Origin of the sequence: Dokdonella aquatica (assembly GCF_051987395.1) — a bacterium.
In the GTDB taxonomy this organism is placed as follows: Bacteria; Pseudomonadota; Gammaproteobacteria; order Xanthomonadales; family Rhodanobacteraceae; genus Dokdonella.
Genome location: NZ_CP197094.1, coordinates 3437699 through 3453258 on the forward strand (window position 1 = coordinate 3437699; position 15560 = coordinate 3453258).

At 69.7% G+C, this 15560-nt stretch carries 7 protein-coding genes; 1 reads left to right on the forward strand and 6 read right to left on the reverse strand.

The annotated features are described in order from the left end of the window. Nucleotides 1-283: 283 nt before the first annotated feature. From ACQQ2N_RS15330 to ACQQ2N_RS15355, 6 genes are all read right to left on the reverse strand, one after another. Entirely contained in the window at nucleotides 284-4111 is a 3828-nt protein-coding gene (locus ACQQ2N_RS15330) for a hypothetical protein (protein ID WP_440222445.1), read from the reverse strand. A 28-nt stretch (nucleotides 4112-4139) separates the two neighbouring features. Next, nucleotides 4140-5960 carry a hypothetical protein gene (locus ACQQ2N_RS15335; protein WP_440222446.1) on the reverse strand — a complete coding sequence of 607 codons (1821 nt, stop codon included), beginning with the start codon at nucleotides 5958-5960 and terminating at the stop codon, nucleotides 4140-4142. Continuing rightward, nucleotides 5960-7984, reverse strand: a complete 2025-nt coding sequence (locus ACQQ2N_RS15340) for a heme-binding protein (protein ID WP_440222447.1) — start codon at nucleotides 7982-7984, stop codon at nucleotides 5960-5962. The genes ACQQ2N_RS15335 and ACQQ2N_RS15340 overlap by 1 nt, the downstream gene beginning before the upstream one ends. An 81-nt stretch (nucleotides 7985-8065) precedes the next feature. After that, on the reverse strand, nucleotides 8066-9748 hold the full coding sequence (locus tag ACQQ2N_RS15345) for a cytochrome c3 family protein (protein WP_440222448.1): 1683 nt from the start codon (nucleotides 9746-9748) through the stop codon (nucleotides 8066-8068). Nucleotides 9749-9812: 64 nt separating this feature from the next. Beyond that, nucleotides 9813-10718 (reverse strand): hypothetical protein, encoded by a 906-nt coding sequence (locus tag ACQQ2N_RS15350; protein WP_440222449.1) that lies wholly within the window; start codon nucleotides 10716-10718, stop codon nucleotides 9813-9815. A gap of 140 nt (nucleotides 10719-10858) precedes the next feature. Continuing rightward, nucleotides 10859-13267, reverse strand: a complete 2409-nt coding sequence (locus tag ACQQ2N_RS15355) for a cyclic nucleotide-binding domain-containing protein (protein WP_440222450.1) — start codon at nucleotides 13265-13267, stop codon at nucleotides 10859-10861. Nucleotides 13268-13378: 111 nt separating this feature from the next. On the opposite strand from ACQQ2N_RS15355, the gene ACQQ2N_RS15360 reads away from it, so the two are divergent. Next, entirely contained in the window at nucleotides 13379-15484 is a 2106-nt protein-coding gene (locus ACQQ2N_RS15360) for an acetyl-CoA hydrolase/transferase C-terminal domain-containing protein (protein ID WP_440222451.1), read from the forward strand. Nucleotides 15485-15560: the final 76 nt, after the last annotated feature.

Consider the following 15560-nt stretch of genomic DNA (forward strand, 5'->3'; position numbering starts at 1 on the left):
TGCAAGCGTCGTCGCGCCGAAGGGGCTGCGATTCAGGCAATCGGACCGACGGTGCGGAGATCACGAAGTCCGACGGCACGGCCACGGGACCACGAAGCACGTCGCGGGGTGACGTCCGATGACATGAGATGGGGTCAGGTTCATGAGATGGGGGCAGGTTCATTTGTCCCACGAAGCGATCGCACATGCGACGGACACTGCAGGACAAATGAACCTGACCCCAGGCTGCGGTGCGATCACGTCAACGGACAAATCAACCTGACCCCATTCTTTCGGTGGGCCGTCACCGCATCGGCGCGGCCGGCTTCGTCGCGTGGGTCATCGGCGTTGCGCGCGTCGACGATGTCGTGGAGGTGGTCGTCGTGGCAGGCGAGGGCGCCGGAACGTCCGCCGTCGTCGCGCGCACCGACGGATCGTTGCTGACGTACCACGGTGTGCCGTCCTTGCGCAGGTACAGGCGGCGGCTTTCCTCGAGCGTGAACGGACGCGAGCCGATGCGGCCGAAGATCGCGACCTGGTGGCCGCTCTCGTCGACGGCGCGGTCGCGCTCGAGGCCACGCGACAGCGACAGCGCCGGCTTGCCCGTCGGGTACCACGCGATCAGCTGCGGCTTCGGCTCCGGGGCGAAGCCGTAGAAGTTGGGCTGCGTCTCGGGCGAGGTCAGTTGCAGCACCTTGAGTCCTTGCGCACCGTCGGCGACGTAGGCGAACAGGGACGCGTTGGTCGTCGCGACGACCACGTCGCGCGCATCCGCGATGCGTCCGTTGGCGCTGAACATCTGGTAAAGCGACGGCTTCTCGGGATTCGTCACGTCGACGATCGCGAGGCCTTCGGCGCCGTTGGCGACGTAGGCGTAGGTGCGTGCCACGTGCAGCTTGTGCGGATCGCGCAGGGCGAGGAATGCGCCGGGCACTTCACGCGCAGCCTCGGGGCGCGTCACGTCGACGACGTGCAGGCCATCGGCCGCGGTGACGAACAGGTAGCGGAACTGCACCTGGCTCGCACGCGCGTCCCTGATCGGCACGGTCGTGACGAGCTTCGGCGCGAGCGGGTCGTCGACGTCGACGACGACCACGCCGGCATCGGCGATCACGTAGATCGTGGTGCCCGCGATCGCGAGGTGGCGAGCGCCCTTGAGCACGCCGCCGGCGTTCCAGGTCATCGCGCGGGTCAGGTCGTTGTTGCGCGCCTCGCCGTCGGCCAGCGTCTCGATGTCGGTCGCGATGAGGCCTTCTTCGGCATCGGTGATGAACGCGTACTTGTAGACCGCGTGCATCGGCTGCTCGGCGTTCGGGCCGCGCATGAGCTCGCCCTGGTTGCGCGACGGCGCGACCGGCTGCGTGGTCGCCATGGCGACGCAGGTCGCATCCTTCGACGCGATGCGCGTGTCCTGGCCGAGCGGCGAGAACGGCGCCGTGACGATCTTCTGCGAGAAGCCCTTGTTCGCGATGCTCGCGACGTCGTAGACGCGCATGCCGTTGCGGCCTTCGGCGACGAACACGTACTCGCCGCGCAGCTGCAGGCACGATGCGGTGCCGGCCGCGTGCTGCTGCGCCTCGGGCAGGCGCAGGTCGCGCTGCTCGTGTTCCTTGAACCAGTCCGGGTAGGCGTACTTGTGCAGGTAGCTGCCGACCACGGCCTGCGGTTCGTCCCACTCGGTCACGCGCACGGCGTTGATCTCGCCGTCGCCGCCGACCCAGGCGTTGTAGCCGACGAAGTCGACGAACTTGGTACCGAGCAGCAGCAGCTGCGCCATGATCGCGTTGTTGTCGTTGGCGCGCGAGAGATGGCAGTCCTCGCAGTCCTTGGTCTCGGTCTTGCGCTCGGTGTGCGGGTAGTGCGGCGCGAACGCCTGCGAGCTGTAGCCGGCCGAAGACACCGGCGGCTGCTGGATGTAGATCTTCTCGCGGTTGATGTTGGTCGAGGACAGCACCAGCGCCGACGACGAGCGCACCGGCGCGATCTTGCCGTCCTTGATGCCGCCGTGCTTGCCGAGGAAGAACATCTCGTCGCGCGCGACCTGCGGGTTGTAGGTCGCGAAGTTGCGCGTGAAGCCGCCCTCGTACTTGTGGCGTTCGGTCTTCCAGTTGGCCTGGATCGGCAGGTGGCAGCCGCCGCAGCTCGTCGTCCACGAGGTATGGCAGGCGTAGCAGAGCATCTTGTCCTCGGAGTGCGCGCGCTGGTCGGCCGGCACGTCGGCGCCCCATTTCAGTTCGTCTGTGCCCATCGCCATCGTGTGGGCGCGCGTGGCCTTCTCGTTGTAGGCGCCCGAGAGCGGATCGGTGGTCTGCTTGACGAGGCTCATCGTCCACTCGAGGCCCGGCGTCACCGCCGAGCGCTGCACGAGCGAGTCGCCGACCCATTCGAAGCGCTTCTTGCCGTCCGGGTTGCGGATCAGCAGCAGGTTGGTGCCGTAGCTCGACGCGGCCGGGCCCGAGGTCTTGAGCGTGGGCAGGGCATCGGCGGTGCCGTGGCAGTCCTGGCACTGGATCTCGACCGCGCCCATGACCTCGGCCTTGAGATAACCGTTGCCGTGGTTGTCCTGCGAGAAGTGGCAGTCCACGCACTGCATGCCGACGTCGACGTGGATCGAGGACATGTGCACGCCCTTCTTCCACTTGTCGGGATCGTTCGCGGCGATCTGGCCGCCATCCTTGTCGAGCAGGTTGCCCTTGCGGTCGCGCTTGTAGATCGCGCGGAAGTTCCAGCCGTGGCCGTGGTAATCGGCGAACTGCGTGTCCTTGAGCTGCGGATTGAGCAGCGAGACGTCCTTGACGAACTCGGGGTCGCCCCACTTGCCGCGGATCGCCGCTTCCTCGGGGTTGCGGTCGAGGATCTTGCGCATCTTCTCGGCGTCGGGGTACTGCTGCTCGGCCGGCCACATGAAAGGCGCGTCCGATTCGTAGTCCCACATCGTGTAGCCGAGCATCGAATTGATGAACATGTTCGGCTGGTGCATGTGGCAGATCATGCACTGGCTGGTCGGGATGGCCCGCGTGAACTCGTGCTTGAGCGGATGGCCCGACACGCCCTTCGGGATCGTCGGATCGGCGGTCTGGCTCGTGCCGGTGTTGCCGAACTTCGCGTAGATCGCCGAGTGGCGCGGGTCGCGGTCGTTGGCGTAGACGACGTGGCAGGCGCTGCAGCCCGACGAGCGGTAGTCGCCCGGGTTGTCGTTGGTGCCGAGCATCCAGATGAAGGGATCGTTGAGGCGCGTCTTGTGGATGTTGAGCACCGGGATCGACACGCGCAGCGCCGTGCCGGGACCACGGAACGACTGCTTGAGGTCGGGGCGGCCCGGTTCCTCGAGGCGCTGGATCTGGCCGAACTCGTTGGGCAGGCCGATCTCGGCGAACACGTTGTTGACGTTGCGGCCGCCGCGCTCGAACACGCGGAATACGTCGCCGGGCGGCACCGTCTCCCACGACGGCATCGGGCTGATCTTGGGCAGGATGCCGCGCTTGTCCATCGCGGCGTCGTTGGGGATGCCGTTCTCGACGCTGACGGCCTCGCCCTCGCGGTTGTAGGCCTCGCCGAGGATCGAATGCTTGTACGGCAGGATGCCGTTGTTGTACGCGGCCGCGCCCCAGAACATCGCGGCATTGGCCATGAGGCTCTTCTCGTTGGCCTGGATCACGGGCAGGTGGCAGGCGCCGCAGGCCTCGCGCGCGATGCGCAGGTCGCCCGGGTTCACGAAGCGCACGAACTCGGGCGACTCCTGCAGCAGCCACGTGTAGCTGCGCTCGGGATTGGCCGCCGAGGTCCAGCGCGACGGATAGCGCGGCAGCACGTGGGCACGGTCGATCGCGGCGCGGTAGTCGACGCCTTCGGTCACGCCGGCCGGAGCGCGCACGTTCGCGTCGCCACCGTGGCAGTCGGTGCAGCCGAGCACGACGGCCGGCGTCGCGTGCATGGTCTTGCGGTCGGTCGCGGTGTGGCAGCTCGTGCAGCCGGCCGATTTCGCGTCGGCCTGCTCCCAGGTCTGGAATGCGGGGGCCGACGGCGCGGTGACGTACTCGCGCTCGACCTTCTCGGGCTTGCTGCTGTCGGCCCACGCGGGCGCAGCCAGCATGCCGGCGAGCAGGCCGAACACAGCGACGATGCGTTTCATGCCTTCGCGTCCCCCAGTCAGGTGAAGCTCAGTACGTGAAGATCAGGTTGCCGAGCACCGTGTAGTAGCGGGTGTCGTCGCCGTAGAGATCCTTGAGTCCGCGCCCCGGCAGCAGCGTCGCGGCCGACAGCCGGAACACGACGTTCTGGGTGAAGAACGGACGCCAGATCCACGCCGCCGAGACGTCGGTGCCGATGTCGCGGTCAACGTTGGGCTGCGCGCGCACGGCGCGCAGGATCGCGGTGTCGTCGAACCACAGGTGGTTGACGTTCGTGGACAGGCGCGACTGCGGCGTGAGGTCGAAATCGGCGCCGAGCCCGACCAGGCGGATGCCCGGGTTGTCGAAGTTCGACTGGCCCTGCTCCTTCGACGAACGCAGGTTCGCGAGCAGGCCGTTGCGCGAGGCGAGTGCGACGCCGCCACCGCCGATGAGCGGGATGTTCTGGCGCACCCAGTAGCTCGTGTCGGCACCGGCGAAGATCGGGTTCTCGAAGATCGCGTCGAAGCCGGTCGAGCGGTCGTCGAACGGATCGTCGTCGCCCGAGGCCCACGCGACCGAGCCGCGCACGCGCGTCCAGTCGAAATCCATTGACGCCTCGGCCGCGAAGAAACCCGCGCGGATGTCGGTGCCCTGCGGCACGAACACGCCGGCCGACTGGTCGCCGAGCGCGAGATAGGCCGCGACGGTGAGGTTGAGGCGCCCGATATGGCCGTCGCCGTTGTAGCCGATGTAGCCGACGTCGTAGGTGCGCGGCGCCTCGCGGCCGATCGCGGCCGGTCGCTGGATGAAGCCGTTGGAGTCGTAGAAGCTCTCGTCCTCGCGGTTGCGGTTCCACGCGACGATCGCCTGCGAGGTGAAGCCGATGAACGGGAAGTCCTGGCGGTACAGGCTCGCGAGCAGGATGTCGTCCTCGCGCGGCGACTCGGTGACGTCGTTGAGGCCCGAGTTGAAATCCTTCTCGAGGCGACGGAACCAGGCGACGTTGTATTGCCACTTGTTGTTGTCGCGGTTGCCGAAGAAGCGCACGCCGAGTTGGTTGTCCTGGAACAGGAAGCCGCGGAAATCCGACGAGAACGGCTGGATGCCGACGCGCACCTCGTCGACGTCGTAGCGCGCCGACACTGTGCGCAGGTCGCGCGTGACGAACAGCTCCTGCACGCCGACGAAGCCGTCGTCGCGCACCTTGCCCAGGCGCGGGTCGAGCTGCAGCGCGCGCACCTCCTCGGTCTGCACGCGGTTGTAATTGAAGGCGAGCGCGGCCTTGAACTCGATGTCGGGTGGCTTGAATGCGGTGTCGCCCTTGTAGAGCAGGAAGCTGGTCAGGAACGTCTGCGCGAAGATGACCTGGTCGGTGTCGCCGAGCACGTCGTTGGAGCCCGGCGTGGGACTCGATTGCGGTCCCACCGGGGTCGGGATGCCGCGCGGCTCGAGCAGCGTGTCGGAGATGCCGGTGAACGCGAAGAACCAGTCCTCGCCGAACACGGGCTTGTCGCCCTTGAGCACGTTCTGGTTGTAGGGGTCGTACCACGGCGTGTTGACGCCGAGCGATTCCATGATGCGCCAGCGGTCGGGCACGGGCACGAAGCTGCCGGCTTGGTCGACCGGTGCGGGATTGACCGCACCGGGGTTCTGCTCGACGAACATCGGCAACGGCTCGGGCGGATGACCCGGTCGCCGGCGCGGGATCTGCGAGGCGTAGGGATCGTAGGTCGGCGCGGGCAGCAGGCCGATCAGCTGCAGCCAGGTCGCGTTGAGCTCCTGCGCATGCAGCGCGGGCGCGGCGAGTGCGCCGACCGCGGCCGTGGTCGCGAGCAGCAGGGCTTTCGTGCGGAATGCGGCGTGGCGCATCACTTGCCCTCGCAGACGTATTGCTCGTTGGACCCGTTGAACGGTGATTGCGGGCATTGCACGTAGAGCAGGCGCGCGCCCTGCGGCGACAGACGGTCCGCGCGCATCGCGGTCGGCGCGTTGCCGACCCCGTTGCCGAGCGAGACGCCGGCATTGTGCAGGCCGAGGAACGCGACGAGGTCGCTCTGGTCGGTGCCGTCGCCCGAGGCGCCGATCGCGCCGACCAGCGTGCCGTTGCGGTAGATCGGCACGCCGCCGCCGAACAGCGTGATGCCGTTGGGCAGGCGGTCGATGCCGGTGCAGTTGCGCGGCGCTTCGCCGAGCGCGGGCAGGTCGGTGCCGTCCACGCTCACCGCGAGGCCGAGCTGCTGCAGGTAGAACGCGAGGAACAGCGCGGCCTGCGTGTAGTCGAGGTCGAGCTCGAGGCCCGTGTTGAACACGCTCCACTGCGCGATCGGCAGGCTCAGCGGGCCGGGCGGACGGCCTTGCACGCCGTCGGGATAGAACGGCCGCGACAGGTTGCCGATCGCACGCGTCGAGTAGGCGACCGCACCGTCGGCGAGCGCGTTGTTCGCGGGCACGAACGCGCGCAGCGCGGTCACGTAGGCGAACGGGTCGCGCGTGGTCGCGGTGGTCAGTGCGAGGCGGCCGCCGGCGAGGTCGAGTGCGCCGTCGAACAGCGCGACCGGCGCCACGCCGTCGAGGTCGGCCGCGGCGAAGCCACCCGAGAAGAACGCCGCCGTGCGTGCCTTCTGCGTGGTCACGTCGACCGCGTCGACGAGCGCATCGCGCGAGCGCACGATGCCGAGCACGACGCCGTTCGAATCGACCACGACGATGGTCTCGCCGGCCGGCGAGCCGAGCGGCTTGCGCACCTGCGCGCGCGTGCGGTTGGCGACCGTGAGCGACTCGCGCAGCAGCACCAGCACTTCGTTCGCGGTCAGTGCGCCCGTCGCCTCGGTGCCCGCGCGCGGCGGGAAGCGGTTGGTGCCGGTGCCGTCGTCGACGACGAACGCGTCGAGGCCCGGGAAGTTGACCGGATCGGGACGGATGCCCGATTCGACCTGGCCGAACGCGAGGCCGCGCGAGATCGTGCCGCTGAAGAACCCCGGGATCGCGAACACCTCGCCGACGCCGGGTCCGAGCGTCGCGAACGCCGGCGCGCTGGCCGGGTTGCGCGCGAGCTGGTTGAACTCGACGTCGGTGAAGCGCAGCGACAGGCCGCCGGCCGTGATGCGGTCGGCGCGACGGTCGGTCGGCGCGGCGAAGCCGAACGTGCCTGCGAGCGCGATGTACTCGTCGAGGTTGCGGTCGACGTCACCGGCGAACGTGTCGACGCCGTAGATCTCGTCGGCCGACACGCCGATCGCGCCGACCGGCACGCCGGCCTTGTACAGCGGTACGCCGCCCGGATCGGCGGCGATTCCGATCGGTGAACGATGCGGGCCCGCGCTCGGGCCCACGCCGTCGAAGCGCGCGCTGATGTCCGAGCACGGCAGCTGCGAGAACTGCACGCCGAACAGCGGCCCCGAAGGCGCCGTGATGTCGCCGGGATTGAAGTGTTCCTGCGCGACCTGGCCGGCCGTGCGCGAGGTGAACGCGTTGCCTTCGGACGAGAAGTACACCGAGGTGATCGCCTTGGCGATCGCGGTGAGTTCGCTCGGGATCTCGAGGCCTTCGAGGCCGCCGTCCACGCCGCGCTGCGAGTCGACGCGCTGGGTGCGGCGCGCGCCAGTCATGCGGTAGGCGGCGAGCACGTTGCCGACGCGGTCGACGATCGTGATCGTGGCCGGGGTGTTCTGCGCCGACGCTTCGGCGACGGCCTGGGCGATGATCGTGCGCAGGTCGTCGGGCGTCAGGAACGAGTTCGCGTTGGCGCAGGAGCCCGTGCAGCCCGAATCGCCGCCTGGGCCCGGATCGGGACCCGGCGAGGTTCCGCCATCGCCGACCGTATTGCTGCCGCCGCCGCAAGCGGCCAGCAGCGAAACGCCCAGCACGAGCGCGCCGAACCTGACGATCCCCATCGTACCTCCCGTCGCTAGCAAACAGCTGGCAAGTCGGTAACCCCTGGCGCGGCGATCATAGCTCAGCCCCGACACGGCCGCCTATCGGCGCCGGTCGAGGGTCAGCATGTCGGACTGGTGGTAGCGGTGGCAGGCGATGCAGGTGCTCGCGAGCTTGCCGTCGGGCGCCTCGCCGCCGGCGTGGCACTGGCGGCAGTTCTCGATGCCCGGGATCAGCAGGTCGTTCGAGGCCTTCGAGCGCTCGGCGCCGGCGTGGCAGTCGGCACAGGCCATCGTCGTGTGGCGCGCATGCGTGAAGCCTGCGCCCGTGTACCAGGCCCCGGCGACGCGCACCGGCGCGATGCGCCAGTCGCCGTCGGGGCCCGAAGGCGGCGCGATGCTGTGGCAGGTCACGCAGGCCTTGCCCGTGAACAACGTGCGCGCGGCTTCGCGGGCGCGGTCGCGCGCCCATGCGAGCGCTTCGACCTGTTCCTGGCGCGACAGCGGCGGCGAGCCGGGACGACGGCGTTCGCGCACGATGGTCGGTGCGCGTGCATCCTCGTAGCCGCCCTCGAGCGCGCGCCGCGCGTAGAACTCGTCGAGCGTGTAGACCACCGCGCCGACGTTCGCATGCGGCACCTGCCGGTCCGGTGCGAGGGTGTCGAAGCCGAGCGCATGGCATTCGCGGCACATCGTCTCGAACGCGATCGGCTTCATCGCCGCGCCGCCGGGCTCGGGCGTGTGGCAGCTCGCGCAGGTGAGCGTCTTGCGGCCCTTCGGCGTGTTGAGGCCGTCGCCCTTCAGGTGCACGGCGTGGTCGAACTTGAGCCCCGAGTTCTCCTTGAGCGTCGCGTTCCACGGCGTGACCTTCGGCGTGAAGCGTCCGTCGTTGCCCCAGGCGGGCAGGTTGACGTGGAACTGCGGATGGTCGACGCCGAAGTCGCGGATGTCGGGCAGGCTGCTGGCCTTCTGCGTGCGCACGGACAGGTCGGCGTGGCAATCGGCGCACAGGCGCTGGTCGCGGTCGATCATGCCGCGCGTGCCGTTGTGGTCCTTGTGGCAGGTCGCGCAGCGCGCATCGCCGAGCTCGGGCACGTTGAAACGTGCGGGATCGGCGTGCGCGGGCGTACCGGCGTGGCAGCGCGTGCACGCGGTGTCGCGCACCATGAGGAACGCGTTCTCGTGGCAGCTGCGGCAGTCCTGGCCGAAGAAGTGATGCGCGGCATCGAGTTCGCCGCTGCTCCACGAGGCGAGGCTCGGCAGCGGTGCGACGCGCAGGGCCTTGTCGAGCGGCGCGGCGACGTGCGAGGCCATCGGCAGCAGCAGCCCGAACACGAGCACCGCGAGGAAGCCGATCCACGACGGCCAGCGCTTGGCGAGCCAGGTCTGCGAGAGGCTGGTCGGCTTGGCACGGCGCGCGCTCGCAGCCGCCTGCTCGCTGCGGTCGAGCGGTGCGACCTCGACCGCGGCGTCGTAGTCCTGGCGCGCCTCGAGCAGGGTGATGCGCGTCGTGCCGATCTCGATCGTGGCGCCGGCACCGACCGTGGTCGCGTAGGTGATCTGGCCGTCGACGCGGATGCCCGCGATGATCAGCGACTCGACGCGGTACTGGCCGCTGCCGGTCGGCGTCACGCTCGCATGCCGCAACGCGGCGCGCAGGTCGGGCAGGAAGATCGCCTGGTCTGACGCGCGGCCGATCGTCAGCACCTCGCCGTAGTGGATGTCCTCCTCGTAGGAGACCGAGCCCTTGCCCTTGCGCAGGACGCGGCGGATCAGCCAGCGCATCGCGTCGGCTCCGTGGGGGCGGGGTGGGGCGCATGCAGGACGGGCAGGTCGGCGTGCACGGCGCTCACCAGTAGAAGAACACGACGACGATGTGGCCGAGCAGCGCGGCCAGCAGCGAGAACGACAGCGGCACGTGCACGTACAGCCAGATCTCCATGACGGCCTGGTACTGGATGTCGCGCGCGACGCGCGTGGCCAGCGCGCGCTTGCGCGAGAGCATGTCGATGAGCTTGCGCAGCGCTTCGGTCTGGCGGTCGTCGGTCTGACCGGCGAGGAAGTCGACCATCGCGACGAGGGTCTGGCCGGCCTGCAGCGGTTTGCCCGCGCCGCCCGACTGCGTGGCGCGTTCGGCGATGGCCTGGCGCACCTTGGCGATCGCGAGGTCCGAGCCATCGCGTGCGCGCAGCTGTGTCCACACGCCGCCGCCGAGGCGCGTGTTCTGGATCGAGCGCAGCACGACGGCGTGGATCTCGGGCGCGATGCCGTCGGCCAGCGCGAGCGCGTTCTGGTCGATCTCGGCGACCTCCTCGAGCATCGCGTCGCGTGTCGCGCTGTCGCGGTTGCGCGTCATGAGCGTGGGATAGCGCAGGTAGGCATAGACGCCGAAGAAGCCGCTGAAGATCACCGCGAGCATGAGCACGAGGGCGAGCGTGTGCAGGTTCCAGCCGAACTGGAAGCCCGAGTGCAGCAGCGCGATCAGGATCAGCGCGGTGCCGAGGTAGACGTGCGCGGACAGCCATCCGAGCGTGCTGCCGAGCGTGCTCGCGTAGCTGCGCTTGCGCACGCCGAACAGCATGAGCCAGACGATCAGCAGCGCGCCGATCGTGCCGAGCGTGTAGCCGAGCCAGGTCCCGCCGTTCGGCGCGATGCCGGGGTCGTGCCAGACGTACGCGGTGATCGACGCCACGCACAGGGCGAGCGCGATCCAGAGGTAACGCGAACGTGCGTGGGTGAGGAAGGAAGCGTGCACTCGTGGCTCCGTGGCGCGATGGCGACGTGGCGGGAGGAACGAAAAGCCGTCAGCGCGGTGGCGCGCCTCCGCGTGCGAGCCCGTGCACGGCGCGCCGAAGCCGCGAGGTCGCGTCGCGCGTCACGGCGCGATCGCTCGGCTCAGCGACGCGACTGCGCATAGGCCGGGAATTCCTCGGGGCTGATGCGGATCGCCGCACCGGTCGGGCAGGCGCGCACGCAGGCGGCACCGCCTGCCTGGTCCTTGCACATGTCGCATTTGACGGCCTTCTTGGCCTGGCCGTCCTTCTTCGCGGCGGGATCGTACGGCGCCTCGCCGGGGCCGGGTCCACGGCCGAGCAGCAGCCACTGCAGCAGGCCCGGCTTCTTCGGCGGCTTGCTGGCCATGTGGATCACGCCGTAGGGGCAGTTGCGCTCGCAGTTGCCGCAGCCGATGCAGTTGTCGGCGATGAACACCTCGCCGTTCGGTGCGCGGCGCAGCGCGTCGGGCGGGCAGTCCTTCATGCAGTGCGGATGTTCGCAGTGCCGGCACGAGGTCGGCACGTGCACGTCGGCGTAGGTCGGGCCGGCCTCGCGGTCGAGCCGCGAGGTGCCGCCGTGGGTCTCGGCGCAGGCCTTCTCGCAGTTGTCGCAGCGCACGCACAGCGACTCGTCGATGAGCAGGATGTCGGTCGCCTCGCCGGCGCCCTGCGCCATGAGGAACGAGATGATGTCGCCGCCGCCGGGCAGCGCCTGCATCGCGAGGTTCGCGGCGGTGCGGTCCTTGTACTCTTTCTGCAGGCGCAGCTTGAGCACGGGAATCCTGTTGAGCAGGCGCTTGAACGCGTCGCCGTCGAGGCGGATCGTCTCGGTCGCGATCGCCGCGCGTGCGCTGGCCGAGCGGCGCGATTCGCCCATCAGCGCCATCTCGCCGACGTAGTTGCCCGCCGCGACGTAGGTCAGCACGACATCGCGGCCGCCGATGTTGCGCGAGATCGTCAGCGAACCGACACGCACGAGGTGCAGGCAGTCGCCGACCTCGCCTTCCTGGAACACGATGTCGCCGGCCTTGTAGCGCTTGAGCGTCGCGCCCTCGGCCATCTCGGCGAGTTGCGCGACGCTGGCCTCGGGCGCGAAGCGCGACTGGATCGCGCGCACGATGAACACGCGGTCGATCTCGCGCTTGACCGCCTCGACCGAGGCGATCAGGCGGTTCATCGAGCGCCGCGGCGTCTCGACGAGCACGCAGTTGGGGCCGGCGGTGACGGTCGCCGAGCGGCGGCGTCCCGAGATCAGGCTCATCTCGCCGAAGAACTCGCCGCGTCGCAGCACCACCGGCGCGGCCTGGCCTTCGATCGCGACGCGCACCTCGCCTTCGACGATCGAGTAGAAGCTGTTCGTGTAGTCGTTGCGCGTGAAGATCACCTCGCCGTCGGCCGGCGTGCGGATGTCCGAGTCGAGCATGAACTCGCGCATCTGCAGAGGCGTGATGTGCGAGAGCACCGGCACGCTGCGCTGGATCTGGCCGAGCGCCTGCTCGAGCGAGGCGAAGCCCTGCAGGCTCGCGAACTTGGCCTTGAGCAGCGGCGCATCGGCCGGCTCGACGACGTCGCCGCAGATCGTCTCGACCACCTCGTAGCCCTGGTTCATCGCCTGCTTGATGAGCGGGTAGCCGCCGAGTGCGCCGACGATGTAGAGCTTCGGCACGTTCGATTCGTATTGCGCGCTGATCGCAGGCACCGAGGCCGGATCCTTGCTCGGGAACGTGACGCCGCAGGCCTCGACGAAGCCGCGCGGCGCGGTCGCGCCGAGGCGTGCGATGACGCGGTCGACGAGGATCTGCGCGCGGCCTTTCTCGGTGGTGAGGATCATGCGCCCCGGCTTGCGCCCGGCGCTGAGCGCCTCGACGCGCTCGGGCGCGGCGTTGTAGTAGCACTCGATGAGACCGTCCTCGATCGCCTTGAGGATGCCCTGTTCGTTGCCCTTCTTGGCGCGCGCGAACTCGTCCTTGCGGTTGACGATGACGACGTTGTTCTGTTTCGCCAGCGCGATGGCGTTCTCGATGGCGGCGTCGCCCGCGCCGACCACGACGATCGTCTCGCCCTCGTACGCGTCGGGATCGTCGAGCTGGTACTGCACGAACGGCAGGTCCTCGCCGGCGACGCCGAGCTTGCGCAGGTTGCCCTGCAGGCCGATGCCGAGCACGACCGCGTCGGCCTCGAACGTCGCACCGTTGCCGCACCGGATGTCGAAGACACCGTCGGGGCGGCGCTGGATCGCGCTGACCTCGTGGCCATGGCGCACGTTGACCTTGAGCCTGGCGGTGGCGTCGTCCCACGCGCCGAGGATGGTCTCGCGCAGGCCCGCCGCGAACGGGATCGGCGAGCGCAGCGGCAGGATCGCCGGCTCGTCCATCACGTACTTGCCCTTCTGGTAGCGGTAGATCGTGTTGGACAGGTGCGGCTCGGCCTCGAGCAGCACGTGCGACGTGCCACGCTCGGCCGCGCGCGCGGCCGCGGACAGCCCGCCCGGCCCGGACCCGACGATCGCGATCGTGAAACGCTCGCCCATGCGCTGCCTCCGCCCCTTCGGCGGATCATGCCCCAAAGCGTGCCGGCGCGCGCGGTGGCGTTCAGGCCGGGGCGGGTAGGTTCATCGGCGGACAGGATCGGGGGACACGAGATGGGCGAACGGAGCGGCGACCTCGCCACCTGCGTCGAGCGCGTGCTCGCGCGGGGTGGGCGCGATCTCGTCCTCGCCGCGCCGCTCGGGCTCGGCAAGCCGAACCGGCTGCTCAACGCGATCTACAAGCGCATAGCCGACGATGCCTCACGAAGCCTGACCCTCTGCACGGCGTTGTCGCTGTCGGTGCCGCGACCGTCGGCGGGCCTCGAGAAGCGTTTCGCCGGGCCGTTCCTCGCGCGCCATTTCGGCGCCGATTATCCCCACCTCGACTACGTGGCCGCGATGCGCGCGGGTACGCTGCCGCCGAACATCCGCGTGCAGGAGTTCTACTTCCAGTCCGGCGCGATGCTGCGCGCACCGCGCGCACAGGCCGACTACGCGAGCCTCAACTACACGTTCGTCGCGCGTGATCTCGCCGACGCAGGCATCCACGCGATCGTGCAACTCGTCGCGCAGCGCGGCGAGGGCGCTGCGGCGCGCTACAGCCTCAGCAGCAACCCCGACGTCACGCTGGACCTGCTCGATGCGATCGAGCAAGCCGGCGGCGAGCGCCCGCTGGTCGTCGGCGTCGTGCACCGCGGCCTGCCGTTCCTCGGTGGCGATGCCGAGGTCGCCGGCGACCTGTTCGACCTGCTGCTCGACGAGCCCGGGCACGATCAACCCCTGTTCGCGTTGCCGCGCGAGGACGTCGACGATGCGGAATATGCGATAGGCCTGCACGCGAGCACGCTCGTGCGCGATGGCGGCACGCTGCAGATCGGCATCGGTGCACTGTCCGACGCGCTCGTCGAAGGCCTGCGCCTGCGCCATGCGCGCAACGCTGACTACCTGCGCCTGATCGCCGGCCTCGGCGGGCCGACGCCGGCGCACATCGGCCGCCACGGCGGCGTCGCGCCGTTCGAGCTCGGCCTTAACGGCTCGAGCGAGATGGTCATGGACGGTTTCATGCATCTGCGCCGCGCCGGCATCCTGCGTCGCCTCGTGTTCGACGATCTCGCCCTGCAACGCGCGCTCGACGCGGGCATCGTCGGCACCATCGTGCGCGAAGGTGACACGCAGCGTCTCGTCGAGGCCGGCGTGCTGCCGCAGCGGCCCGACCGAGTCGCGATGGCGCGGCTCGATGCGCTGGGCCTGTGGCCCGACGGCCACGACGAACGCGTCGACCTCGGCGACGCCGCGCAGCGCGAGGCCTTCGACCGCGCAATCCGTGGCCGGCGCCTGCGCGGCGGGCGCTATCTGCAGGGTGCGTTCTACCTCGGTTCGGCCGAGCTCTACGCCTGGCTCGCGGCGCTCGACGGCGAGGACCACGAAGGCCTCGCGATGGGCCGCATCTCGCACATCAACCGGCTGCGCCGCGGGCACGAGGCACTGGCTGCCGTGCAGCGCCGCGACGCGCGCTTCTTCAACACCTGCATGATGGCCAGCCTGCTCGGCGCGGCCGTCTCCGACACGCTCGACGATGGTCGCGTGGTCAGCGGCGTCGGCGGGCAGTACAACTTCGTCGCGATGGCCCACGAGCTCGACGGCGCCTGCTCGGTGCTCATGCTGCGCGCGACCCGCGAGGTCGACGGCCGCACGACCTCGAACCTGCGCTGGGCAGGCGGGCAGGTGACGATCCCGCGCCACCTGCGCGACGTGTTCGTGACCGAGTATGGCGTCGCCGACCTGCGCGGGCGCAGCGACCGCGACTGCATCGAGGCGATGCTCGCGATCTGCGACGCACGGTTCATCGACGGGCTCGTCGCCGAGGCCGTCGCGGCCGGCAAGCTGCCGAAGGATTTCCAGGTTCCGGATGGCTGGCGCGCCAATACGCCGTCGGCGCTGTCCGGACGCCTCGCTGACGCAAGCCGGCGAGGCCTCCTGCCGGCGTATCCGTTCGGCAGCGATTTCGATGCACTCGAGCTGCGCCTGCTCGCCGCGTTGCAGTGGCTGCGCCTGCATTCGAAAGGTCCGGGAGGCTGGCTGAAGCTCGCCGGTGCCTTGCTGGGGCATGTCCCGGACGAGCCGGCCGCGCTCGCGCGCATGGGACTCGCGACGCCGGCCTCGTGGCGCGAACGCCTCGAGGCACGGCTCGTCGCCGCAGCGCTGGGCAGGACCGCATGAGACGACCGCACGCCCTCCTGCGCCATGACCGATCGCGTCCGGGCGTTCCCGTGGCGCGTCGCGAACCGTTGGCGCG

Bases quoted from the DNA above. Each gene is read 5' to 3' on its own strand.
- ACQQ2N_RS15330 (WP_440222445.1), bottom strand. From the start codon at position 4,111: ATGAAACGCATCGTCGCTGTGTTCGGCCTGCTCGCCGGCATGCTGGCT.
- ACQQ2N_RS15355 (WP_440222450.1), bottom strand. From the start codon at position 13,267: ATGGGCGAGCGTTTCACGATCGCGATCGTCGGGTCCGGGCCGGGCGGG.
- ACQQ2N_RS15345 (WP_440222448.1), bottom strand. From the start codon at position 9,748: ATGCGCTGGCTGATCCGCCGCGTCCTGCGCAAGGGCAAGGGCTCGGTC.
- ACQQ2N_RS15340 (WP_440222447.1), bottom strand. From the start codon at position 7,984: ATGGGGATCGTCAGGTTCGGCGCGCTCGTGCTGGGCGTTTCGCTGCTG.
- ACQQ2N_RS15360 (WP_440222451.1), top strand. From the start codon at position 13,379: ATGGGCGAACGGAGCGGCGACCTCGCCACCTGCGTCGAGCGCGTGCTC.
- ACQQ2N_RS15335 (WP_440222446.1), bottom strand. From the start codon at position 5,960: ATGCGCCACGCCGCATTCCGCACGAAAGCCCTGCTGCTCGCGACCACG.